This window comes from Streptomyces sp. CBMA152 (assembly GCF_014596475.1).
Classification (GTDB): Bacteria; Actinomycetota; Actinomycetes; order Streptomycetales; family Streptomycetaceae; genus Streptomyces.
Genome location: NZ_MECJ01000018.1, coordinates 73785 through 98212 on the forward strand (window position 1 = coordinate 73785; position 24428 = coordinate 98212).

The 24428-nt window shown below is 72.8% G+C and carries 19 protein-coding genes; 15 read left to right on the forward strand and 4 right to left on the reverse strand.

Annotated features, from left to right (window positions below):
• Positions 1-87: 87 nt before the first annotated feature.
• Entirely contained in the window at positions 88-1512 is a 1425-nt protein-coding gene (locus BG418_RS17680) for a serine/threonine-protein kinase (RefSeq protein ID WP_188274870.1), read from the forward strand.
• Positions 1513-1552: 40 nt separating this feature from the next.
• Here the strand turns inward: BG418_RS17680 and BG418_RS17685 are convergent, their stop codons facing one another.
• Together BG418_RS17685 and BG418_RS17690 are read right to left on the reverse strand one after the other, a co-directional pair.
• Positions 1553-2179: a hypothetical protein gene (locus tag BG418_RS17685; protein ID WP_188274871.1), complete on the reverse strand. Its 627-nt coding sequence runs from the start codon at positions 2177-2179 to the stop codon at positions 1553-1555.
• A 37-nt stretch (positions 2180-2216) separates the two neighbouring features.
• Positions 2217-3653 (reverse strand): alkaline phosphatase family protein, encoded by a 1437-nt coding sequence (locus BG418_RS17690; protein ID WP_188274872.1) that lies wholly within the window; start codon positions 3651-3653, stop codon positions 2217-2219.
• A 393-nt stretch (positions 3654-4046) separates the two neighbouring features.
• On the opposite strand from BG418_RS17690, the gene BG418_RS17695 reads away from it, so the two are divergent.
• Both BG418_RS17695 and BG418_RS17700 read left to right on the forward strand, forming a co-directional pair.
• Positions 4047-4871: an alkaline phosphatase family protein gene (locus BG418_RS17695; RefSeq protein ID WP_188274893.1), complete on the forward strand. Its 825-nt coding sequence runs from the start codon at positions 4047-4049 to the stop codon at positions 4869-4871.
• Between the two features lie 109 nt (positions 4872-4980).
• On the forward strand, positions 4981-5169 hold the full coding sequence (locus tag BG418_RS17700; protein ID WP_188274873.1) for a hypothetical protein: 189 nt from the start codon (positions 4981-4983) through the stop codon (positions 5167-5169).
• 76 nt (positions 5170-5245) lie between these two features.
• On the opposite strand, the gene BG418_RS17705 is transcribed toward BG418_RS17700, so the two are convergent.
• Both BG418_RS17705 and BG418_RS17710 read right to left on the reverse strand, forming a co-directional pair.
• Positions 5246-8200 carry a BTAD domain-containing putative transcriptional regulator gene (locus tag BG418_RS17705; RefSeq protein WP_317453686.1) on the reverse strand — a complete coding sequence of 985 codons (2955 nt, stop codon included), beginning with the start codon at positions 8198-8200 and terminating at the stop codon, positions 5246-5248.
• Positions 8201-8404: 204 nt separating this feature from the next.
• Positions 8405-9382, reverse strand: coding sequence for a LuxR family transcriptional regulator (locus tag BG418_RS17710; protein WP_188274874.1), 978 nt, complete (start codon positions 9380-9382; stop codon positions 8405-8407).
• Positions 9383-9740: 358 nt separating this feature from the next.
• Between BG418_RS17710 and BG418_RS17715 the strand changes: the two genes are divergently transcribed.
• The 12 genes from BG418_RS17715 to BG418_RS17770 form a co-directional block, all read left to right on the forward strand.
• On the forward strand, positions 9741-10073 hold the full coding sequence (locus BG418_RS17715) for a hypothetical protein (RefSeq protein ID WP_188274875.1): 333 nt from the start codon (positions 9741-9743) through the stop codon (positions 10071-10073).
• 16 nt (positions 10074-10089) lie between these two features.
• Positions 10090-10302: an MbtH family protein gene (locus BG418_RS17720; RefSeq protein ID WP_188274876.1), complete on the forward strand. Its 213-nt coding sequence runs from the start codon at positions 10090-10092 to the stop codon at positions 10300-10302.
• A gap of 3 nt (positions 10303-10305) precedes the next feature.
• A complete protein-coding gene (gene ddaH, locus BG418_RS17725) occupies positions 10306-11139 on the forward strand; it encodes a dimethylargininase (RefSeq protein ID WP_188274877.1) in 834 nt (277 codons plus the stop codon).
• Positions 11136-12146 (forward strand): TauD/TfdA family dioxygenase, encoded by a 1011-nt coding sequence (locus BG418_RS17730; RefSeq protein WP_188274878.1) that lies wholly within the window; start codon positions 11136-11138, stop codon positions 12144-12146. Before ddaH ends, BG418_RS17730 begins: the two co-directional genes overlap by 4 nt.
• Positions 12139-13851: a non-ribosomal peptide synthetase gene (locus BG418_RS17735; protein WP_188274879.1), complete on the forward strand. Its 1713-nt coding sequence runs from the start codon at positions 12139-12141 to the stop codon at positions 13849-13851. Before BG418_RS17730 ends, BG418_RS17735 begins: the two co-directional genes overlap by 8 nt.
• A complete protein-coding gene (locus BG418_RS17740; RefSeq protein ID WP_188274880.1) occupies positions 13848-14618 on the forward strand; it encodes a thioesterase II family protein in 771 nt (256 codons plus the stop codon). Before BG418_RS17735 ends, BG418_RS17740 begins: the two co-directional genes overlap by 4 nt.
• A 14-nt stretch (positions 14619-14632) precedes the next feature.
• A complete protein-coding gene (hppD, locus tag BG418_RS17745; protein ID WP_223185006.1) occupies positions 14633-15694 on the forward strand; it encodes a 4-hydroxyphenylpyruvate dioxygenase in 1062 nt (353 codons plus the stop codon).
• On the forward strand, positions 15691-16782 hold the full coding sequence (locus BG418_RS17750; protein WP_188274882.1) for an alpha-hydroxy acid oxidase: 1092 nt from the start codon (positions 15691-15693) through the stop codon (positions 16780-16782). The genes hppD and BG418_RS17750 overlap by 4 nt, the downstream gene beginning before the upstream one ends.
• Positions 16779-18083 carry a PLP-dependent aminotransferase family protein gene (locus BG418_RS17755; RefSeq protein WP_188274883.1) on the forward strand — a complete coding sequence of 435 codons (1305 nt, stop codon included), beginning with the start codon at positions 16779-16781 and terminating at the stop codon, positions 18081-18083. Before BG418_RS17750 ends, BG418_RS17755 begins: the two co-directional genes overlap by 4 nt.
• Positions 18084-18117: 34 nt before the next feature.
• Positions 18118-19623 carry an AMP-binding protein gene (locus BG418_RS17760; RefSeq protein WP_188274884.1) on the forward strand — a complete coding sequence of 502 codons (1506 nt, stop codon included), beginning with the start codon at positions 18118-18120 and terminating at the stop codon, positions 19621-19623.
• A 40-nt stretch (positions 19624-19663) separates the two neighbouring features.
• Positions 19664-21337 carry a condensation domain-containing protein gene (locus BG418_RS17765; RefSeq protein ID WP_188274885.1) on the forward strand — a complete coding sequence of 558 codons (1674 nt, stop codon included), beginning with the start codon at positions 19664-19666 and terminating at the stop codon, positions 21335-21337.
• 24 nt (positions 21338-21361) lie between these two features.
• Positions 21362-24428, forward strand: a 3067-nt coding sequence (locus BG418_RS17770; RefSeq protein WP_188274886.1) for a non-ribosomal peptide synthetase, incomplete at its 3' end; no start/stop codon positions are given.

Genomic DNA, 24428 nt, shown 5'->3' on the forward strand with positions numbered 1-24428 from the left:
ATCGGAAGAGTTGTCCAGGGGGTGTCGGCTGCCGATCGGTGTCGAACTGGCCTTCGCCCAGGTGAAGGTGACGTTAGGGTGCATCCTGTGACGACAGAGAACGGGGCGCTGGTCGGAGCGCGATACCAGCTTGTGGAGCTCATAGGCCAGGGCGGCATGGGCCGGGTGTGGCGAGGGCGGGACATGGCCCTCGACCGGGACGTGGCCGTGAAGGAGGTGCTGCTTCCGCAGGGCCTCACCAGCGAGCAACGCGAGGGTTTCCTTCAGCGTGTCTCGCGCGAGGCGCGTGCCGCCGCACGGCTCAACCACCCCGGCATCATCACGGTGCACGATGTGGTCGAGCACGAGGGCACACCCGTCATCGTCATGGAGCTCGTCACGGGAACGTCGCTGGCGGCGCTGATCGCGCGCGAAGGCGCGCTGCCGGTCCGGCGGGTGGCCGAGATGGGCACGGCGATACTGAAGGCGCTCCAGCTGGCCCACGCGGCCGGCATCATCCACCGTGATCTCAAGCCGGACAACGTCCTGTTGATGGATGACCGGGTGATCATCACGGACTTCGGCATCGCGCACATGGCCGACGCGACCACGGCGCTCACCCGCACCGGGGCGGTCATCGGCACCCCTGCCTACATGGCCCCCGAGCAGTTGGAGGGCAGGCCGCCGACGCCCGCCAACGACCTGTGGTCGCTTGGCGCGACGCTCTACAGCGCCGTCGAGGGCGAACAGGCCTTCAGCGGGGAGACGTTCAGTGCGCTCTGCATCGCCGTCGCCACCAAGTCACCACGACCGGCGGTCCGAGCGGGCGCTCTGGGGCCGCTCCTCGCCGCGCTGATGACCAAGGACCCGGAACGGCGCCCCTCGGCCGCGCAGGCGCTCCACGCGCTGGAGGAAGTGGTACGTACGGGAGCGGCCGTGCCGGTACGTACCCCGACCGAGATAGCGGATCCGGCGCCGACACCGCTGACCCCGGGTGCCCCTGCCGCGGTCCAGCTCCCGCCACCGCCGTCACACGCGCCGACGGTCGGCGCCTGGCCCCCGCCGCAGCCCGTGTCGCCCAGTGGGCTCGGCCTCCACTTCTCCCCGACGGCCCCGGCCGACGCCCCGGCCAGGGCTGGGGGAACGGCGTCGATCGTCGGGGCGATGGCGTCGCGGTTCATCGGCTGCATGACGCTGTTGTGGGTGGTCGGCAGCACACTGCCGTGGAACTACCTCGACACGGTGCCGTCGGACGTCATGCCGACCGTTCTCATGCTCACCGGCGTGATCTCCCTCATCCACGCCGTGCCTCGGCCGCGCTGGCACCCGGCCGTGGCCTGGCCGATCATCGTCGCGTTCGACCTGGCGCTGTACTTCGCCACCAAGGAACTGGTGCTGCCCCGACTGTTCGGCGAGGGAATGGTCGAGACGGGCTTCGGGGAAGCGCCGTCCGAGATCGCGGCCAACATGGTGCTCCTGGGCACCGGCGCCTGGCTCCTATGGTGGAAGGTCCCGGGCAGCCGCCCCTCCTGACGTCAGCGATGACCAGCACCCGCGCCGCCCGGTTCACGCGTCAGTCGAGCTCGATGTTGAAATCCCAGACCGCGACGGTCTTGCCGTCGTGGCGCCAGGTGAGTGCGGCGGCACCGGCCTTGTAGGTGCCGGTCAGGGTCAGCGTCGCCGTCTGTCCGGGACGGGCGGTGATGCTCGACGGTCCGCGGGTGGACAGGGCGATGGCCGTGCCGTTCTCGTCGCGGGACGTGAAGTCGGTGGCGTTGAGGGTGAGAGCGCCGGTGGCTTCGCGGACGGTGATGGTGATCGTGCCGTTGGCGTGGTCGGGGACTCCGCCGGATTTCGCGATCGGCTCCTCCGTCGGGCCGCCGGCGGTAACCACCGCACTGGCGCCGGGCAGTTGGGCGTGCACGGAGTAGCCCATGGCCAGCAGTTGCAGGTGCTTGTCGGTGGCGGTGGGGGTGGCCTGTGCCGTCGGCGGGCCGGGGATGGGGACAGCGCCCAGGCTCTTGACGGTGTCCGCCGCATCGTCGGTCGCCGTCGGCGTGGAGTGCCCGCCGCATGCGGTCAGCGCCAGGGCGAGGGTGGTGCAGGCGAGGGCGGCCAGGGCGGTCTTGGGGGTGGTGCGCCACGCGCCGGGCCGGCGGAGGCCGGCCCGGCGGGGTGCCGCAGTACGCGCAGCGGTCATCAGCGGCAGGTCATTCCTTTTCGGTCAGCTGCCCGGGTCAGGGCTTCTTGATGATGGGGTGCTCGGGGTCGTCGGCGCGGGCCACGGCCGGGTAGACGATGCTGCCCGAGGGTGCCGGGGCCAGGGCCCTGCCGGAGGGGTTGTTGTAGACGTCCGCTCCGAACGGGCGCAGGCCGTCGGCGCCCGCGTAACCCAGGTGTCCGTGACCGTCGGCGCCGCCGCTGCGGATACCGAACAGGTCCTCCATGCTGCGCAGCCACGAGTAGTGGTTGTAGGGCTGCTCGCTCACCGAGCCCGGCTTGATGTAGCGGGAGAGGAACACGGCACCGGTGATGCCGCCGCCGGGGGTGGTGTCCTGGCCGAACGCCTGGAAACCGGGCTGAGTGGTGTTCGGGCCGGGCAGCTCGTTGCAGCACGCCACGACCGACTGAGCGGTGTCGGTCGGGGTGTTCAGCGTCTTGTCCGAGTTGCCGGTGTAGTCGGCGATGGAGTTGCCGTACATCTTGTAGGGCGGGAACGCCTCGTCGAAGATGACCTGGATCAGGCCGTCGTGCTGGTACGCCGGGGAGGCCATGATCTGCGGGATGACCTTCTCCAGGAACTTGTCCGAGGCGTACAGGCCGCCCTGGTGGTTGTTCGGGTCACCGGAGAGGTTGTCACCCTTGCAGGTGGCGTCGTGCGCGTCGGAGCAGTTGTTCGGGCTGATCCACGAGAAGCGCGGCGTGCTCTTCTCGCTCTTGAGGTCCTGGGCCAGGCTGGAGACGGCCGGGTGCCCCGCCGTGGCGGGGAGCCCGTTCAGCGGGGCCACCCTGGCGCAGTCCTTGGGGTTGTCGATCAGCGAGTGGAACCAGGGCGCCGGGTTGTGCTTGGCCACGTACTGGTCGGTCGGCGTCGCGCCGCCGGGCAGGGGGACACCCTTGCCGTCCGGGCTGCCGGGGATGCCGCACTGGTAGGCGTTCTCCCGGCTGGGGGTGTTGCCCATGTCCTGGGCGTACACCTTCCACGGCATCTTCTTCGAGTCGAGCTGGTTGAAGAGCGTCTTCACCGAGGACGGGTACACGCAGCCCTTGGGGGCGTTGACCTGGCCGTCGGTGGCCGGGGTGCCCGGGGAGACGTTCGTGTACTGCGGACAGTCGTCCTGGTTCTCCGGCGCCGGGGACTGTCCGGACACCAGGCTGATGTAGTTGTCCAGGCTGTAGTGGCCAGTGCCGTAGTACTGGGTGAGCAGCTCGCCGTAGGACGGGAGCGTCTTCCACAGGTAGCTGTTCTGGTTGAGGCCGGTGAAGGTGGCCTCGTACGACTTGTTCTCCAGGATGATCGTCCACACGTGGCCGATCTTGTGGGCCGTGGGGTGGTGCTCGTCATGGGCCGATGCCGAGGTCGGCGTCAGCGTGACCGCGGCGATCGCGCCAACGGCGGCCGTCCCCGCCGCAAGACGCCACTGTCCTCTGCGCCCGCGTATGAACCCTGCCATGTTGCTCCTAACAGAAGGCAACGCGCGGCGAAGACGTTCCCCGCCGCCCGAGGCACTGTCCACCCACAGCCCACACGCATCCCGACTCCAAACCCAACTACCCCTGGCGCATGGGTGAACAGTGCTGGTACGCAGTGCTATTTGATCGTCAAGGAAGAGTAGTGGCGTGCTAAAAGAGGCGCCAGTGGTCCGCCCTTCCTCGGGACCTCCGGGCCCGGCGGGAGGAACCGGCACCGAGACGTTCGCCCGGTCTTCACCCGCTGAAGCCTTTCGAGTTGGCATGGACACTTCTACTCTCCTGGTGCACCGCCGCCAGTCCCCTCATCTCCGGAGGTAGTTGTGTTCGGCGAATCCCCACGCCGCACCCGCACCGCGTTCCTGACCGCTCTGGGCATGGCCGCCGCGTCGGCCGGGCTCTGGCTCGGTCTCGGTGGTACTTCGCAGGCCGCGGCGGGGGTTCCGACCCCCGACCACGTGGTGGTCGTGGTCTTCGAGAACCATGGGTACGGCCAGGTCATCGGCAGTTCAAGCGCGCCGTACATCAACTCGCTGGCGTCCGGTGGTGCCAATCTGACGGCCTCGTACGCCGAGACGCACCCGAGCCAGCCGAACTACTACGCGATGTTCTCCGGCTCCACGCAGGGCATCACGGACGACAGCTGCGTCACCCCCGGCTTCTCCTCCGCGCCCAACCTCGCCTCCGAGTTGATCGACGCCGGCAAGACATGGGCCAGCTACAACGAGTCGCTGCCCGGTCAGGGGGCGACCGACTGCCGCAGCGGCGACTACGCGCAGAAGCACAACCCGTGGTTCGGCTTCTCCAACGTGCCCACGGACTCGGCGTACACCTTCGACCAGTTCCCCACCGACTACAGCACGTTGCCGCAGGTGTCGTACGTCGTGCCGAACCTGTGCAGCGACATGCACGACTGCTCAGTGGCGACCGGCGACACCTGGCTGCAGAACAACCTGGGCGCGTACGCGGACTGGGCGCAGAGCCACAACAGCCTGCTGGTGGTCACCTTCGACGAGGACAACCGGCTCAGCGGCAACAGGATCCCGACCGTCCTCTACGGTCAGCAGGTCACGCCGGGCTCCTCGTCTTCGACGACGTACAACCACTACAACCTGCTGCGCACGATCGAGGACATGTACGGCACCGCGCACGCGGGCGAGGCCGGAAACTCCTCCGACATCACGGGGATCTGGACCACCTGAGTACCGCGTATATGAAACGTAGATGCCCGGTTGCCATAGTCGGCGCAGCACACCGAACGCAGGCCGGGTTCAGCCGATGGCCGTCCAGACGAAATGAGCAGGTCCTCTCGTGCAGCGCAACCAGAAGTTCATGAACCGCCGTATCGCCGTTCTCGTTCCGGCCGTCCTCGCCCTGCTCGTGGGCGTCTTCGGACCCGCCGTCGCCGAGTCCTCCTCCGGTGCCACCGCGTGGAGCATCTCCGCCGACGGCCCCGGCGACCACGGCAAGGGGACCGACGAGTACAACACCAGGGCGTAACGGTCCCCGCTGCACGCGAAGGTCCCCGGCTGTGCGGTGACGCGGCCGGGGACAGGGCGTTGCGGGTGCCGCGTGGTCAGGACTTCAGCTGTGCCGCTGCCTGCGCGGCCTCCGGCAGACCGGCCGCGGTGAAGACCTCCAGCGCCTCGGCGGCGTGCGCCTCGGCCTCCTTGAGGTGTCCGGCGTCGCACGAGGTACGGGCGTGGATCAGCAGGGCGTAGCCCCGGTCCCGGGCGCGGTCCGGCACGGTCCGGAAGTACGCCACCGCCCGCCCCGCCGCTTCGAGCGCGGGCTCGATGCGGCCCAGGACGCGCAGGGTCTCGGCGGACCGGTAGTGGGCCTGTGCCCGCTGGCCGGGAATCCGCTCGGCCTCGCACAGCTGAAGGCACTCGGCGTAGCTGGCGAGCGCCTCGTGCGGACGGTCCAGCTCGTGCAGGGCCTGCCCGCGTACGCACAGTGCGTGGGCCACCCCGTGCGGGTCCGCCATGGCGCGCAGGGCGCTCAGTGCCTCCTCGCAGGAGGGCAGCGCCTCGGCGGCGCGACCGCCGCGGATCCGGGCCAGGGCCGCGTTGAGCGTGGTGAACAGCTCGGCCGTGCGCTGGCCCTGCTCCCGCGCCAGGGCGAGCGCCTGGTCGAAGTGGGCGGCCGCGTCGTCGTAACGCTGCTCGAACTGGGCGATGACCCCGAGGTCGTTGTACGCCTGCTGGAGGATGGCCCGGTCACCGGCCCGTCGGCAGGCCTCGGCGGCCAGTTCGGAGTGGGTGCGCGCCTGGCCGAGGCGGGTCGCCTGGAGGGCCGCGTTGCCGCAGATGAAGTGGGCGCGGCCGGCCGCGCGATGGACTCCGGCGCGGGTCGCCGTGTCGGCGAGCGCCGTGGACGTCGCGGCCATCTTCGCGTACGGGATGTCCTGACCGAAGGAGCTGAGCGCCACCAGGAGGTCGGCGGCCGTCGTCAGCAGGGCCGGATCAGGACTGCCGGGTCTTCTCAGCAGCAGCTGGACGGTGCGGATAGCGCACTCCGCCTCGGCGACGACCCACGCGCGGGCCTCGGCGAGGTCGGCGAATCCGTCGTAGGGCTCGGCGGTCATGGTGGCGATGGTGCTGTGCACCGGGTCGCCGGGGACCATCCGCTCGAACGCCGCGGCGGCCCGCCGCAGCAGATGGTGGAGCAGGCGGCAGGCCACGGTGAATTCGGAGTCCGGGTCGCCCTCCGGCCGGGGCAGATGGAGGGCGAAGTCCCGGCCGAGGTCGTGGTAGCGGTAGCGGCCCGGTTCCGGGGACTCCAGCAGCGCCGCGTCCACCAGTGCCTCCAGGAGCTCCTCGGTGTCGCCCTCGCCCAGGTCCAGCGCTGCCGCGGCCGCCTCCAAAGAGATGCTCGGCCAGGTCACCGGGGCGAGCGAGCGGAACGCGCGGGCCTGCTCCTGGGGGAGCTGGCGGTAGCCGAGTTCGAAGACGGCGGCCACCGCCAGGTCGTCGGCCCGCAGCTCGGTCAGCCGTCGCCGCTCGTCGGCCAGCCGGGCCACGAGATGCGCCACCGTCCACCCCGGCCGCGCGGCCAGCCGGGCCGCCACGATGCGTACCGCCAGCGGCAGATGGGCGCAGGCGCCGACGAGCGCGACCGCGGCGGACTCCTCCTGGTCGATCCGCTCCGCACCCGCGATGTGCCGCAGCAGCGAGAGGGCCTCGCCGGGGGTGAACCCGGCCAGCTGGACATGGCTGCCGGACGGCACACCGGCGAGGCGGGCGCGGCTGGTGACCACGACCCCGCAGCGCACGGCGCCCGGCAGCAGCGGCTTGACCTGGGCGGCGTCCCGGGCGTCGTCCAGGAGCAGCAGGACGCGCCGGCCGTCGAGGACGGTACGGAACAGCCGGGCCCGGTCCTCGACCGAGCCGGGTATCTCCTGGCGGGGCACGCCCAGCGCGGACAGGAAGCTGGCCAGGACCGCGGCGGGGGCGGCCGCGTCCGCGCTGGTGCCCCGCAGATCGGCGTAGAGCTGGCCGTCGGGGTAGGCGTCCTTGGCCCGGTGGGCGACCCGCAGCGCCAGGGCGCTCTTGCCGATGCCGCCCATCCCGCTCACCGTGGCGACCGCCAGCGCGGTGCGGTCCTCGTCGGCGAGCGTCCTGTGCAGGGCGTCCAGCGCGCTCGCGCGGCCGCTGAAGTCGGCGATGTCCGCGGGGAGTTGCGCCGGGCGCGCGAAGGCGGCGGTGGCGCCGCGCCCGGCGCCGTCGGCTTCCTCCGGGCGGGCCGCCGGTACGGCGGGGACCTGGGCCCGCACCGTCGCCAGCAGCGCGGGGTCGCCCTCCAGGATGCGCTGGTGCAGCGCCTGGAGCTCCGGGCCCGGGTCGAGGCCGAGCTCCGCGGCGAGCACATCCCGGGCGGTGGCGAACAGGGCGAGGGCGTCGGCCTGGCGTCCGGCGGCGAACAGGGCACGCATCAAGAACCCGTACGGCCGCTCGCGCAGCGGCTGCTCCTTGATGAACCCGGTGAGCGCCGGGACGACCTGGGCATGGCGGCCCAGCAGGATGTCGAGGTCGAACCGCTCCTCCAGCAGATGCAGCCGCAGTTCGGCCAGCCGGGAGCGCTGGTGGTCGGCGAACGGCCCCGGCACCCCGGCGAGCGGCTCGCCCCGCCACAGCGCCACGGCCTCGGAGAGCAGCTCGGCGCACTCGTCGTAGCGCTCGGCCTGGCGGGCGCGCGCCGTCTCGGTGGCCAGCCGCTCGGCGCGCAGCGCGTCGACGGAGAGCGGATCGGCGGTGAGCCGGTAGCCGTCGCCCGCGGAGGCCAGCACCTGGGGGGCGCTTCCGCCGTTCTCCAGGATCTTGCGCAACTTCCAGACGTAGGTCCGAAGGATCATCACCGCGGAGCCCGGTGCCGCCTCGCCCCATACGTTGCTCATCAGCTCGTGCACCGGGACGACATGTCCGGCGCGCAGCGCCAGCGCGGCCAGTGTCGCCTGCTGCTGGGGGGAGCCTCCCGGCACGACGGTGTCGTCGACGCGGATGCCCACCGCACCGAGCACGAAGAATTCCACGGTCCCCCCGGGGTGTTCCCGCATGGCTCTCATCGGCCGAGTTCCCGCTGGTCATCGCGGCGGCCGGTAAGTAAATGGAGCGTCATCCTACGGTCAGAGGACGCCCTGCGGTGAATCATCCTGACGGGGTGTTTATGTCGGGCCCCGGGCCGGACCGTGGGTGTCGGGTGCCTTCGCCCGCCGCGTTCGTGTCGGGCCCGCCGGTCAGATCCAGCCGAGCCGCGCCGCACGCAGCCCCGCCTCGAAGCGGCTGCGGGCGCCCAGCCGCTCGTTGAGCGATGCCATGATCCGCCGGGCGGTGCGCCCCGAGATGTGGAGCTGGATCGCGGCGGATTCATCGGTGTGGCCGTGGGCGAGCAGGGTGAGCAGGGCCTGCTCCTGCTCGTTCGGTACGTAGCGGGCCCCGGCCGCGTCGTCGCCCAGCGGGGCGGCCCCGCCCCAGACCCGCTCGAAGAGGGCGAGCAGGGGAGCGATCATGCCGGGGGCGGAGAGGCAGAGCGCGCCCTGGCGGCTGTCGGCCGGGTCCATCGCCACCAGGGCATGCGAGCGGTCGACGACGACCAGCGGGGTCGGCAGTGCGGCGACGGTGCGGAACTGGCCGCCCAGGGCCGCCAGTTCGCGGGTGTGGTCCAAGGTCGCCGTGTCGTCGCGGACGCTGTCGAGGGCGACGGTGCGGATCGTCACCCCGCGCTGGAGGGCGAGCGTGTCGCCCTGGCGCGCGGCCTCCAGCGCGGCCGGTGACCGGGGGGCGTCCGTCAGGAAGGTGAGGATCTCGTGCCGGGCCTCCAGGGTCAGCCGCTCCAGCCGCCGCCGCACCGCGTCGGGCCCGGCCAGCCGCTCGACCCCGTCCGCCCCCTGTGCGGGGCCGCCCGAGCCGGCGAGGATGCGGACCAGCGCCTGATGGCTGCTGGCCATCTCGTGCTGGCGCCGCAGCAGTTCGTCGTGCTGCTGGTCGAGCAGCCGCTTCACCCCGAGCACCGGGTCGACCACGGTGAACCGGCCGGGCGCCTCGAACGACATCTGCACCAGACGCAGCGCGAACAGCCGGTCGAGACAGGCGCGGATGTCGTCCGGTGCGACGGCCAACTCGGCGGCGAGCTCGGCCACGCCCTCGACCGGCTGGTCGAGCATCCTCTGGTACACCGTCCGGTCCAGCGCCTCCATACCGAGCGTCGCGGACATCCCCTACCCCTATCGTGTGCCGATTCCCCAGCGGATCCGCTGTTCCGGCGGATCCGCGCCCAGTGTGGAACGCGGCCATCTACAGCCCATAGACCTCGCGTCTACACGTATACGCGAGGGGCACGGCGCGGTGTCACAAAGCGGCCTGTCCGCTTCTGACCAGCCAAAACGTGTTCCCTGGGGGGTGGACGCCGGTCAGGATGGAGTCATCGCCGCGGCGCAGCGCCGGGCGGTTCCCGGATCTTCTTCCTCCCATTTCAGACGAGGGCACCTCCATGACTTCTTCCTCCCTGCGCGCCGTCCGTACGACCTCCGCGGTGGCCGATGACGGCCCCGTCCGGAACTGACGTACTCCGGCGTGGAGCTGACCGTCATCACCCTCGACGCGGTCGATGCCGCGGCGGTCCGCACGGCGGACGGCGCCCGCATCGTCGACCTGCTCTGGACGGCGGCGGCCCGCGGCGAACGCCTGGAACACATCAGCGTCCAGGCCGGCCGTCCGGGCCGCCTCCACCTCGGGATGTTCACCGTGGCGAGCGGGGAGCGGACCGCCCGGGACACGGCGCTGGCCATCTGCCGCCGTGCGCTGGCGACATACCCCCTGCCCGGTGGCTGGCGCATCGCCGCCGCCCCGCCCCTTCGACCAACCCCTCCCTCGGCAGACCTTCCTTCGCCGACCTTCTTTCGATGAAACAAGAGGAGCACTCGTGACCAACCCCTTCGAGGACGAAGAGGCCGTCTACCTCGTCCTGGTGAACGAGGAGAACCAGCACTCGCTGTGGCCCGCCTCGCTCACGATCCCCGCCGGCTGGCACACCAGCCACGGCCCGGCCGCCCGCCAGGAGTGCCTGGACCACATCGAGACGACCTGGACCGATCTGCGTCCGGCCAGCCTGATCGCCGCGACGAAGGAGATCTGAGCCATGACGACACAGCGCACCGCCCGGCCCCGGCACTACCTGATGTGCCGCCCCAGCCACTTCACCGTCTCCTACAAGATCAACCCCTGGATGGACCCGGCCAAGCCGACCGACACCGCGCTCGCGGTACTCCAGTGGGAGCGGCTGTACGCGCTCTACCAGGAGCTCGGCCACACCGTCGAGCTGATCGACCCGGTGCCGGGCCTGCCCGACATGGTGTACTCGGCCAACGGCGCCACCGTCCTGGACGACCGCGTCCTCGTCGCCAACTTCCGCCACGCCGAGCGCACCGACGAAGCCCCCGCCTACCAGGCGTGGTTCGAGCAGCACGGCTACCAGGTGGTGCACGCCGCCCGCCACACCAACGAGGGCGAAGGCGACTACCTGGTCGCCGGCGGCCGCATCCTCGCCGGTACGGGCTTCCGCACCGACCTGGCCGCGCACGCCGAGGCCGAGCAGGTGCTCGGCGCGCCCGTGGTCAGCCTGACCCTGGTCGACCCGCGCTTCTACCACCTGGACACCGCGCTCGCCGTACTCGACGACGACGAAGTCATGTACTACCCGGGCGCGTTCTCCCCGGAGAGCCGCGAGGTGCTGCGCGAGCTGTACCCCGACGCGCTGCTCGCCGAGGAGGCCGACGCCGAGGTGTTCGGGCTCAACGCCGTCTCGGACGGTCGCAACGTGCTGCTGTCGGAGACTGCGGGCAACCTCGCGGACCGGCTCGCCGACCGTGGCTTCACCCCGATCGGCGTGGACCTGTCGGAGCTGTTCAAGGGCGGCGGCAGCGTCAAGTGCTGCACCCTGGAGCTGCGCCACGCCTCGGGCGGTACGCGATGACCACCGCACTGCACTGGCACACCGAGCCGGGCGCCCCGGCCACCGCCGACGCGCCCGAGCTCGCCGACGCGGCGGCCGCCCGCGACTGGCTCGCCGCCCACCGTGAGGAACTGCGTGCCGCACTCCACCGGTTCGGCGCCATCTACCTGCGCGGCCTCCCGGTCCACAGCGTGGAGGACTTCGCGCTGGTCCGCGATGAGCTGATCCCGACCGCGACCCCGTACCGAGAGAAGGCCACCCCGCGCAGCGACTACGGCGGCGGGGTCTTCTCCTCCACCGACCTGCCGGCCGCCCAGGCGATCCGGCCGCACAACGAGAACAGCTACACCCTGACCTTCCCCGGGCTGCTGCTCTTCGGCTGCCTGACCGCGCCCGAGGAGGGCGGCGCCACCCCGGTCGCCGACTGCCGCGAGGTGCTGCGCCTGCTCCCGCCCGAGCTGGTCGAGCGGATGCGCGCGCACGGCTGGGTGCTGACGCGGAACTACTCGGAAACCCTCTCCGTCGCCTGGCAGGCCGCGTTCGCCGCCGACCGCGCCGAGGACGTCGAGCGGTACTGCGCCGAGAACCTGATCTCCTGCCAGTGGCGCGAGGACGGGCATCTGCGCACCGAGCAGCTGCGGCCCGGCATCATCCGCCACCCGCACACCGGCGACGAGGTGTGGTTCAACCACCTGGCGTTCTGGAGCGAGTTCTCGCTGGACGAGGACATCCGCGAGGTGCTCCTTGAGGAGCTCGGCGCGGACGGCCTGCCGTTCTCCACCGCCATCGGCGACGGCATCCCCCTCACCGCCGAGGACCTGGCGGCCGTCAACGCCGCGTACGAGCGGGCCACGGTGCGCCGCACCTGGCAGCCGGGCGACCTGATGCTCGTCGACAACGTCCTGGCCGCGCACGCCCGCGACCCCTACCGCGGCGATCGCCGCATCCTGGTCGCCATGGGCGACCCGGTCGCGGTGAGCGACTGCGCCCCGACCGTCGACCCCGCCCCGGCGGTGTCCCATGGCTGAGCCGCAGGACTTGGTGGCGCGCTTCCTCGCCACCGCGGCCGAGGTACCGGACCGGATCGCGATCCACGCCCCGGACGCCTCCCTCACCTTCGCCGAGCTGAGCGAGCGCACGGCCCAACTGGCCGGACGGCTGCGCGCGCTGGGCGTCGGCCGCGGTGACCGGGTGGGTATCAGCGCGCGCCGGGGAGTGCACTGGGCGGTGGCACCGCTGGCCGTGTGGCGGGCGGGCGCCGCGTATGTGCCGCTCGACCCGGCCTACCCCGACGACCGGCTCGCCTTCGTCGCCGCCGACGCGCGGCTGCGCGCGGTGGTCTCGGACACCGACACCGTGACGTGGGCCGACGGCCTGCCGGTGCTGGGGCCGGACGGGCTCGGCGCGGAGCGGTTCGACGACGTGGCCCCGGGCGCGCTCGACCCGGCGTACGTCATCCACACCTCGGGTTCCACCGGCCGCCCCAAGGGCGTCGAGGTCACCCGGGGCGCCGTGAGCGCGCTGGCGCAGGCTCTTGAGGAGCGCGGCGTCTACGCGGCCGGTCACCGTGTGGTCGGCTGGAACGCCAGTCTGTCCTTCGACGCCTCGGTGCAGCAGTGGGTCCGCATCTGCCGCGGCGACACCCTGGTGCTGCTCTCCGACGACGACCGCACCGACCCGGCCCGTCTGGTGGCGCTGCTGGAGGAACACTCCGTCACCGAAGTGGACTTCACCCCCTCGCACTGGCAGCTCGTCGGCCCCCGGCTGCAGGGGCGCGGGCTGCGACTGCTGCTCGGCGGTGAGCCCATACCGGAGCGGATGTGGCGCTCGCTCGCCGAAGGGGAGGACGCCTGGAACCTTTACGGGCCCACCGAGTGCACCGTCGACGCCACCGCGACCCCGGTCACCGGCCCCGCGCCGCACCTCGGCGAGCCGCTGGCCCATGTGCGCGCCTATGTGCTCGACGAGGCGCTGGCGCCGGTCGGCACCGGTGAGCTGTATCTGGCGGGCCCGGCGTTGGCCGTCGGCTATGCCGGACGGCCGGGGCTGACCGCCGAACGGTTCGTCGCGGACCCCTTCGCGGCCGACGGCAGCCGGATGTACCGCACCGGCGACAGGGTGCGCCACCGCCCGGACGGCACGCTGGCGTTCCTCGGGCGTACCGACCGGCAGATCAAGGTCCGCGGCTTCCGGGTGGAGCCGGGCGAGGTGGAGGACCGGCTGCGCGAGCACCCGGAGGTCAGTGCCGCCGTCGCCGCGCTGCGCACCGGCCCGGACGGGGACACCCTGCTGGCGGCGTACTGCGTCACCGCGCCGGACGCGGTGGTGAGCGACGACGAGTTGCGCGCGCACTGCGCGTCCACGCTGCCCGGCCATGTGGTGCCGTCGGCGTTCGTGCGGCTCCAGGCGCTGCCGCTGACCCCCGGCGGCAAGGTCGACACCGCGGCGCTGCCCGAGGTCACAGCGGTCGCCACCGCTGAGGGGCGGGCGCCCGAGGGCGAGCTGGAGCAGCTCATCGCCGAGGTGTGGGCCGAGGTGCTGGGCCGCGACAGCGTCCACGCGGACGAGAACTTCTTCGCGCTGGGCGGGCATTCGCTGGTGGCGCTGAGGGTGGTCTCCCGGCTCAAGCGGGCCACCGGGATCGTCCTGCCGACCAAGGACGTCTACCGCTTCCCCCGGCTGAGCGATCTGGCCCGGCACGCGGAGTCGGTCCGGGCGGGCGGTGCCGCATGAGCGCCCCCGACACCACCGTGGTCCGCCTCACCCAGCGCCCGAACCCCGCCCGCACCTTGGTCTGCCTGGGCTTCTGCGGTGGCGGCACGGCCTCCTTCCACCCCTGGATCCCGGCGCTGCCCGACGACACCGACCTGGTGGCCGTCTGCTACCCGGGGCGCGAGGGCCGCTTCCTGGAGGAGTGCGCGCAGAGCTGGGACGAGCTCGCGGCGGACGCCGCGCACGCCGTCGCCTCCGTCGCGGCCGACGGCCCGTACATCCTGTTCGGGCACAGCATGGGCGGCTGGATGGCCTTCGAGGTCACCGCCCGCCTCGCGGCGGCCGGCGCCCCGGTGCCGCAGTCGCTGGTCGTCTCCGCCTGCAACGCGCCCGACCAGGGCCTCACCGAGCGCGACCGGTTCCCCGCCCAGGGCCAGCACGACGGCGAACTCCTCGACTGGATGCGCACCCACGGTCTGTTGCCCGCGCATGTCCTGGACGAACCCGAACTCACCGAGATGGCCGTGGAGTTGATGCGCGCCGACATCCAGGCCCGCGACACCTTCACCTTCGCCCCCGGCACCCGCGTCGACGTGCCCCTGCAGGTCCTCTCGGGGGCGGACGACCCGGTGATCGGGGACGACCTCGGCCCGCGCTGGGCGGGCCTGACCACCGGCGGATTCCGCCATGACGTCCTGCCCGGCGGGCACTTCTACACCCCCGCCGTCTGGAACGCCCTGCCCACCCGGATCGCCGCGCTCGGCACTCCCGCCACCGCCACCCACTGATGAACGGCACCACCATGACCTACGCACCCGCCTTCGGCATCAGCCATGTCGAGCACTACGTCGCCGACCTGACGACGGCCGCCGCCGAGCTGACCGAGGCCTACGGCTTCCGCCCGGTGGCCCGCGCGGCCTCCGAGGAGGCCGAGTCCCTGGCGCTGCGCCAGGGCCGTATCACCCTCGTACTGACCCAGGCCCGCTCGCCGCACCACCGGGGCGCCGAGTACGTCCTGGCCCACGGCGACGGAGTCGCCGACATCGCGCTCACCGTTGCCGACGTCCCGGCCGCCTTCGCCGAGGCGGTCTCGCGGGGAGCGGTGCCGCTCGCCGTGCCCAGACGCCATGAGGACGGCCGCACCAGCGCGGTCATCGCGGGCTTCGGCGACGTCGTGCACACCCTCGTCGAGCCCGGCCCCGACGCGCTGCCGCCGGGCTTCACCCTCCTGGCGGACGCCGCAGTGGCCCCCGCCGATGAACTCCTTGAGGAGCTCGACCACTTCGCGGTCTGTCTGCGCGCCGGGGAGCTGGAGCGCACGGTCGACTTCTACACCCAGGTGCTCGGTTTCCGGAACATCTTCAGCGAGCTGATCAAGGTGGGCGCGCAGGCGATGGAGTCCCAGGTGGTGCAGAGCGCCACCGGAGAGGTCACCCTCACCCTGATCCAGCCCGACACCAGCGCCCAGCCCGGGCAGATCGACCGCTTCCTGGACGAGCGCGGCGGCTCCGGCGTCCAGCACCTGGCGTTCGCCGCCCGCGACGTGATCCACGCGGTGGGCACCCTGCGCGAGCGCGGCGTGCAGTTCCTCTCCGTGCCCGACACCTACTACGCCATGCTCGCCGACCGCCTGGAGCTGACCCGGCACACCACCGAGGAACTGCACGGCCTGCACATCCTGGTCGACGAGGACCACGACGGCCAGCTCTTCCAGATCTTCACCCGCTCCACCCACCCCAGGCGCACCCTCTTCCACGAGGTGATCGAGCGGTTCGGCGCCCGCACGTTCGGCAACGGCAACATCAAGGCCCTGTACGAGGCGGTGGAGGCCGAGCGCCTGAGCACCGAGGACGTGCTGCGGTGAGCGTCGACGCACCGGTGCGCACCGAGGACTTCGCCGCCCTCGCCGAGCGGAGCCTGCCCGCGCACATCTGGGACTTCCTCGCGGGCGGCAGCGGCGAGGAGCTGACCCTCGCCGCCAACCGCGCCGCGCTTGACCGCGTCAGCCTGGTGCCCCGGGTCCTGACCGGCGGCGCGGGCCGCACCACCGGGGCCGACCTGCTCGGCCGAGCTGCGGCGCTGCCCCTCGCCGTCGCCCCCATGGCGTACCAGCGGCTGCTGCACCCCGACGGCGAGGTGGCCACGGCCCGCGCGGCCAAGGCGGCCGGGGTGCCGTTCGTGCTCAGCACACTCAGCAGCGTGCCCGTCGAGGAGATCACCGCTCTCGGCGCGGACACCTGGTTCCAGCTCTACTGCCTGCGGGACCGCGCGGCCACCACCGAACTGGTCCGGCGGGCCGAACGGGCGGGCTGCTCGGCGCTGATGGTGACCGTGGACGTCCCCGTGATGGGGCGCCGGCTGCGGGACCTGCGCCACGGCTTCGCCCTGCCGCCCGAGGTGGCGCCCGCCCATCTCGGCCGGGACGCGACCGGCCGGGCCCACGAGGCGCACGCCGGCAGCTCCGCCGTCGCGGAGCACACCGCCGAGGCGTTCGCGGACGACCTCGACTGGGACGACCTGGCCCGGCTGCGCGCCGAGACCCGGCTGCCGCTGATCGTCAAGGGCGTCCTGGACCCGCGCGACGCCGCCCGCGCCGCAGCCCTCGGCGCCGACGCCGTGGTGGTCTCCAACCACGGCGGCCGCCAACTGGACGGCGCGGCAACCTCGATCGAGCTGCTGCCCGCCGTCCGCGAAGCCGTCCCCGACAGCTGCCGGGTGCTGCTCGACAGCGGCATCCGCGGTGGCACCGACATCCTCAAGGCGCTGGCGCTCGGCGCGGACGGGGTGCTGCTGGGCCGTCCGGTCCTGTGGGGCCTGGCCGTCGACGGCGAGCAGGGCGTACGAGACGTGCTGCGGCTGGTGGAGAGCGAACTGCGGGCCGCGCTGACGCTCTCCGGCTGCGCCGGACCCACCGACGCCCGGCGCCTTGACGTGCGGGGAGCGGTCCGATGACCTCACCCGTACTGCTCGACCGCGCGGATCTGCACGCCTCGCTCGCCGACCCCGCGCTTGTGTCGATGACCTTCCTCAACGAGGTGGCAGGCCGCTACCCCGACGCGATCTCCTTCGCGCCGGGCCGGCCCACCGAGGAGACCTTCGACCTCGCCGACCTCCACCGCTACCTGGACGCCTACGCGCGCCACCTCGCCGAGCACAAGGGCTACGACGAGGCGCGGGTGCGCCGCGAGCTGTTCCAGTACGGGCGGACCAAGGGCGTCGTCCACGAGCTGATCGCCCGTCAGCTCGAACTGGACGAGGGCATCACCGTCGACCCGGAGGCCGTCGTGGTCACCGTCGGGGCCCAGGAGGCGCTGTGGCTGGTGCTGCGCGCCCTGAAGGCCTCCGAGCGCGACGTGGTGCTCGCGGTGACGCCCACGTATGTCGGACTGACCGGCGCGGCCCGGCTGCTCGACCTGCCGGTGCGGCCCGTCCCCGAAGGCCCCGACGGCGTACGGCCCGAGGACCTGATCGAGCGGATCCGGGCCGTGCGCGCCGCGGGGGAGCGGCCCCGGGCCCTGTATCTGGTGCCCGACTTCTCCAACCCCAGCGGCCACTCGCTGGACCTGACGACCCGCCACCGCCTGCTGGAGATCGCCGCCGAGGAGGACATCCTGCTCCTGGAGGACAACCCCTACGGCTACTTCCGAGCCGAGGGCGAGCGGCCGCCGACGCTCAAGGCGCTCGACACCAAACAGCGGGTGGTCTACCTCGGGTCGCTGGCGAAGACCTGTTTCCCCGGCGCCCGGGTGGGCTTCGCGGTGGCGGACCAGAAGATCGCGGGGGCGGACGGCGGCCTGCTCGCCGACGAACTCGCCCGAGCCAAGAGCATGGTCACCGTCAACACCTCACCGGTGAGCCAGGCCCTGGTCGGCGGCATGCTCCTGGAGCACGGCGGCAGCCTGCTGCGCGCCAACGAGCGGCCGATCGCCGTCTACCGCCGCAACCTCGACTGCCTCCTGAAGGGCCTCGACCACCGCTTCTCGGAGGTGCCCGGCGTCTCCTGGAACACCCCGGCGGGTGGGTTCTTCGTGGTGGTGACCGTGCCGTTCCCCGTCACCGACGCGCTCCTGGAAGAGGCGGCCGTACGGCACGGCGTGCTCTTCACTCCGATGCGCCACTTCGGCGACGACGCCCGCTCTGGCCGCCAACTCCGCCTCTCCTGCAGCTATCTGACCACTGATCAGATCGAGTCGGGGCTCGACCGGCTGGCCGCCCTGATCGCCGAGCACACCCAGGGAGCGCCGGATGCCTGACCGCCCGTACCGGGACCGACACGAAGGAAGCTCCATGTCCACCGACGCGAGCCTGAGTCATCTCCTGGTCGCCGCCGTACGGCGCCACCACGCCTCGGTCGCCGTCGTCGACCAGGGCGTCCACCACACCTACGCCGAACTCGACCAGCTCTCGGCCGAGATCGCGGGCGGACTCGCCGCCCGCGGCCTCGGGCCGGGCACGGTGGTCGCCGTCCACGCCCACCGCTCGTGGGCGCGCTGTGCCGCAGTGCTCGGCGCCTGGCGGGCCGGGGCGGGCGTGGTCAGCGTCGACCCCGCCATGCCGGCCCCCCGCGCCGCGAAGATCGCCCGCTTCAGCGATCTGGTGGTACGCGCCGACAACACCGCCCCGACCGGTCTCGGCCCGGCCGAGTGCACCATCGACGAGGTACGTGGCACCGCGCTGGAGGAGCCGCTGGAGGGACCGGTCGGCTATGTCATCCCCACCTCCGGCTCGACGGGGGAGCCCAAGTCGGTGGCCGTGCCGCCCGGCATCCTGGCCGCGCTCGGCGAGTGGCACCGCACCCGCTGGTCCCACGACCGCCCGCCGCACACCTTGCAGGCGGCCTCCATCGGCTTCGACGTCGGTTACGAGGAACTGGTCGCCACCTGGCTCGCCGGGGCCCGCCTGGTGGTCGTGGACGACGAGCAGCGCCAGGACCCCTTCACGCTGATGGAGGTGGTCCGCGAACACCGGGTGGCCCGGCTGTTCCTGCCGGTCGTGGGGTTGCACGCGCTGGCGATGGCCGCGGTCTTCGAGGACCGCCCGATGCCGGACCTGCGGGAGATCGCGGTGGCCGGCGAGCGGCTGGTGGTCAACGCCGAGGTACGGGAGTTCTGCGCGGTCGGCGGCGTCACGCTGGTCAACGAGTACGGGCCCAGTGAGACCCATGTCGTCACCGAGTACCGGATGGCGCCCCAGGACGCGGCCCACTGGCCCGACCACCCGCCGATCGGCCGGGCGGTCGCCGGGGCGGAGCTGCTCACCCACGCCGACGGCGTGCTGCGGCCGTTCACCCCCGGCGAGGAGGGCGAACTGTTCGTCGCCGGTGGGTCGGTGGGCCTTGGATACCTCGGGGACCAGGAGCTCACCGACGCCAAGTTCCGCACCCTGGCACATCTGGACGGCACCGAGCGCCGCTGCTACGCCACCGGCGACCTGGTCCGGTTCGACGGCACCGACCTCCACTTCGTGGCCCGCGCCGACGACCAGCTGAAGGTGAGCGGCTACCGGGTCGAGCCCGGCGAGGTCGAAGCCGTCCTCGACGCCGTGGCGGGCGTGCGCCGGGCCGTGGTGGTGGCGGTGACGGTCGCGGGCTCCACCCGGCTGGCCGCCGCCTACACCCGGACCGGGGCCGGTGGAACCGACGCCGAGGCGCTCGCCGCGGCCTGCGCGGCCCACCTGCCCGCGTACATGGTCCCCAAGCACTTCCAGGCACTTGACGAGCTGCCGGTGACCGCCAACGGAAAGGTCGACCGGGCCCGGCTGCGCACGCTGTTCGGCGCCGGCCCGACCGTCTGAGACCCGAAGACACCACCACCCGAGGAAAGGGAAGAATCGAGTGACACCGCAGGAGCAGGTCCTGTGCGGCGTACTGGCCGATCTGTTCGCCAGGCCCGGCATCGGCCCCGAGGACAGTTTCGTCCGGCTGGGCGGCGACAGCATCATCGCGGTCCAGGTGGTCGGGGCCGTGCGCCGCGCGGGCTGGGCCGTCAGCGTCCGCGACGTGCTCTCCCAGCCGGACGTGGCACGACTGGCCGCGACCGCCCGGCCCGTGACCCGGCCCGCACGCCCCCTTCAGGAGGACGGCGTCGGCGCCGTCGTGCCCACGCCGATCATGCACTGGCTGCGTGAGCGCGGCGGACCGGCCGACCGCTACTACCAGTTCATGGTGGTGCGCACCCCGGCCGGGCTCACGCTCGACGGCGCCCACGCCGTGCTCCAGGCGCTCCTGGACCGCCACGACATGCTGCGGCTGCGCGTGAGCGACGACGGGCCGCACACGCTCCCCGTCGGCGCGGTACGGGCCGAACAGTGCCTGACCCGGGCCGTCGCGGAAACGGCCGGGGACATCGAGCGGGAGGTGCACGCCGCCCGCGACCGGCTCCGTCTCGCGGACGGCAACGTGGTGCAGGCGGTCTGGTGCGACGCCGGGCCCACCGTGCCCGGCCGTCTCGCCCTGGTCGTCAACCACATGGTGGTCGACGGCATCTCCTGGCGGGTCATGACGGACGACCTGGCCCGGGCGTGGCAGGCCGTCGCCGACGGGCGGGCACCCGTTCTCGACGCCGTCCCCACCTCGTTCCGCCGCTGGTCCCAGCTGCTGGTCGCGGAGGCGGACCGGCGCCAGGGCGAACTCCCGTACTGGAACGAGGTGGTACGCCCGGGCACGGCGGTGATCGGCCGCCGGGAGCTCGACCCCGCCCGCGACCACGAGGACCGCGCCGGACACCTCGCCCTCGCCCTGCCGGCCGCCACCACCCGGCCTCTGCTGACCGCAACGGCCGAGCGGCTGGGCGCCGACGCCAACGAGATCCTGCTGACCGGCCTGGCGCTGGCGCTGGCCCACTGGCTGGAGCAGCCGGGCGACATCCTGGTGAACCTGGAGGGCCACGGCCGCGAGGAGATCGCCGAAGAGGCCGATCTCTCCCGTACCGTCGGCTGGTTCACCACCCTCTTCCCCACCCGCTTCGACCTCGCCGGGCTCGCCGCCCCCGACGCCGAGACCGGCGGCCCCACCGCAGGCCTCGCGCTGCGGCGGGTGAAGGAGCAGCTGCGCCGGATCCCCGGCAAGGGCCTCGGCCACGGGCTGCTGCGCCATCTGCACCCGGCGGGCGGGCCGTTGGCCGCCGCCGACCGCCCGCGGCTCGGCTTCAACTACCTGGGCCGTTTCCCGGGTTCCAGCGACGCGGACTGGCAGATGCTGCCCGAGTACGGCGCCCGCCTGGACGCCCCCGGACCCGGCATGCCCATGGCGCACGCCGTCGAGGTCAACGCCATCGTCCTGGAGACGGCGGACGGGCCGGTCCTGCACGCCGACTGGGCCTGGGCGCCCGGCGTGCTCGACGAGGCGGAGGTGCGCGCGCTCGCCGGGACCTGGTTCCGGATGCTCGCCGCGCTCGTCGCCCACGCCGAACGGCCCGACGTCGGCGGCACGGTGGCCGCCGACCTCACCCTCGCCGCGATCGACCAGGACGAACTGGACGACCTCGCGGCCTCCCTCGAAGCCCTCTGACGAACTACCGGAAGTGAACCAGCCATGAACACCAGCCAGTCGGCGGTCGAGGACATCCTGCCCCTGTCCCCGCTCCAGGAGGGCATGCTCTTCCACTCGGGGTACGACCAGGACTCCCGGCACCTCTACATCGCCCAGTTCTCGGTCGACCTGCGGGGCGCGCTCGACGCGGCCCGGCTGCGCGAGGCGGCGGACACCCTGCTGCGACGCCACGCCAACCTGCGGGTCTCCCTCACCCACCGCAAGAACGGCGACCCGGTCCAGGTGGTCCGCCGCGACATGCCGCTGGCCTGGCAGGAGAGCGACCTCGGCCACCTCGGGGACGAGGAGGCCGAGGCCCGCGCCGCCGAACTGACCCAGCAGGACTGGGAGTCGGGCGTCGACAGCCGTCGGCCCCCGCTGCTGCGCTTCACCCTGCTGCGGCTGGGAGCAGAGCGCCACCGGCTGCTGGTGACGGCCCATCACATCCTGCTGGACGGCTGGTCGTTCGCTCTGCTCTTCAAGGAGCTGTTCACGCTGTACGGGACCGGGGAGCTGCCCCCGGTCCGGCCCTACCGCGCCTATCTGAACCACCTCGCCTCACGCGACCGGGCGGCCGCCGAGACGGCCTGGCGCACCGCCCTTGACGGCCTCGGCCAGCCCACCCGGCTCGCCCCGGGCGGTCCGATCTCGCCCGGTGCCACCCCCGAGGACGTCACCTTCCGGCTGACCGAGGAGCAGACGGCGGCGCTGACCGCGCGGGCCCGCGAGCAGGGCCTGCTGCTCACCTCCGTCGTCCAGGGCGCCTGGGCGCTGCTGCTGGCCCGGACCACCGGCCAGGACGACATCGTCTTCGGCTGCACCGTCAGCGGCCGCCCGGCCGAACTGCCCGGCGCCGACGACATGATCGGCATGCTCATCAACACCGTGCCGGTCCGGGCCCGTATCGAGGCCACCGCCTCCCTCGCCGACCTGTGCGGCCGCCTCCAGCACCAGCGCACCGACCTGCTCGACCACGACCACCTCGCACTCACCGAGATCCAGCGCCTGGCGGGCTCCCCGGCCGCGCTCTTCGACACCAACCTGGTCTTCGAGAACTTCCCCCTCGGCGACTACCGGCTGGATGTGCCCGGCCTCGACCTGGACACCCGGATCTCGTTCCGCGACACCACCCACTTCCCGCTCACCCTGGTGGTGGAGCCGGGCGCCACGCTGGGCCTGCGGCTCAGCCACCACCCCGAACTCCTCGACGGCGACCGCGCCGCCGACCTCGGCTCCCGCCTGGTGCGGCTCCTCGACGGCTGGACCACCGACCCCGCAGCCCCCCTCGCCGCGCTCGACACCCTCACCGACGACGAGCGCCACCGCGTCCTGACGCAGTGGAACGACACCGCCGCCGACCTGCCCGCCACCACCCTGCCCGAGCTCTTCGAAGCCCAGGCGGCCCGCACCCCGCACGCCACCGCCGTGGTCTTCGAGGGCGAGAGCTTGAGCTACCGCGAACTCGACGAGCGGGCCGGCCGATTGGCGTCCGTCCTGGCCGCTCGGGGCATCGGCCCCGAGAGCCTGGTCGCGGTCGCGCTGCCCCGCTCGCTCGACCTCGTCGTCGCCCTCTACGGCGTCCTCAAGGCGGGCGCCGCCTATCTGCCCGTCGACCTGGGCCAGCCGGAGGCCCGCAACCACGGCATCCTCGCCGACGCCCGGCCCGCGCTGCTGATCGGCACTGACTGGCAGGCGCCCGGAGTGCAGACCCTGCGCCTGGACGCCCCGCTCCCCGCGGCGCCCGGCGCACCCCGGCCCGCCCTCGACCCCGACCACCCCGCGTACGCGATTTTCACCTCCGGCTCCACCGGCCGCCCCAAGGGCGCCCTGATCTCCCACCGCGCCATCGTCAACCGGCTCGCCTGGATGCAGCGTGAATACGGCCTGACCTCCGACGACCGGGTGCTCCAGAAGACCCCGTGCGGATTCGACGTGTCTGTCTGGGAGTTCTTCTGGCCGCTGCTGAACGGCGCCACCCTCGTGGTCGCCCGGCCGGAGGGACACCAGGACCCGGCCTACCTCGCCGACCTCATCGCCCGCGAGTCCGTCACCACCGCCCACTTCGTGCCGTCCATGCTGGACGTCTTCCTGCGCGAGCCGGACGCGGCGAAGGCGCACTCGCTGCGTCGCGTCATCAGCAGCGGCGAGGCACTGTCCCCGCTCACCCAGGACGCGTTCTTCCGCACCCTGCCCACGGCCGAGCTGCACAACCTGTACGGCCCCACCGAAGCCGCCGTCGACGTCACGCTGTGGGCCTGCCGCCCCGGCGCCACCACCGTGCCCATCGGCCGCCCCGCCGCCAACACCCGTACGTACGTCCTCGACAACCGGCTTGAGCCCACCGCGCCCGGCGTGGCCGGTGAGCTCTACCTCGCCGGTGTGCAGCTTGCCCGCGGCTACCTCGGCCGCCCCGCCCTGACCGCCGAACGGTTCGTGGCCTGCCCCTTCGCACCGGGCGAGCGGATGTACCGCACCGGCGACCTGGTGCGCTGGACGGCCGACGGCGTCCTCGAATACCTCGGCCGCACCGACGACCAGGTCAAGATCCGCGGCTTCCGTATCGAACTCGGCGAGGTGCAGAGCGCCGTGGCCGCCTGCGCCGGCATCGCCCAGGCCGCCGCCGTGGTCCGCGAGGACCGGCCCGGCGACCCGCGCCTGGTCGCCTACGCCGTGCCCGCCCCCGGCGCCGAGCCCACCCCGGCGGCCCTGCGCGCCGCCCTCGCCGAGACCCTGCCCGCGCACATGGTCCCGGCGGTCGTCCTCCTCGACGCCCTGCCGGTGACGCCCAACGGCAAGCTCGACCGGCGCGCCCTGCCCGCCCCCGGCCACCGCGCGGGCGGCCGCGCCCGGCGCACCGCCCACGAGGAGATCCTGGCGGGCCTGTTCGCCGCCGTCCTCGGCCTGCCCGAAGTCGGCGTCGACGACGACTTCTTCGAACTGGGCGGCCACTCCCTGCTCGCCATGCGCCTGGTCGCGCAGATCCGCGGCGCGCTCGGTGTGGAGCTGGGCATCCGCGAGATCTTCGGCGCGCCCACGGTCGCTGCGCTGGCCGCCCGCCTCGACGGCGCCC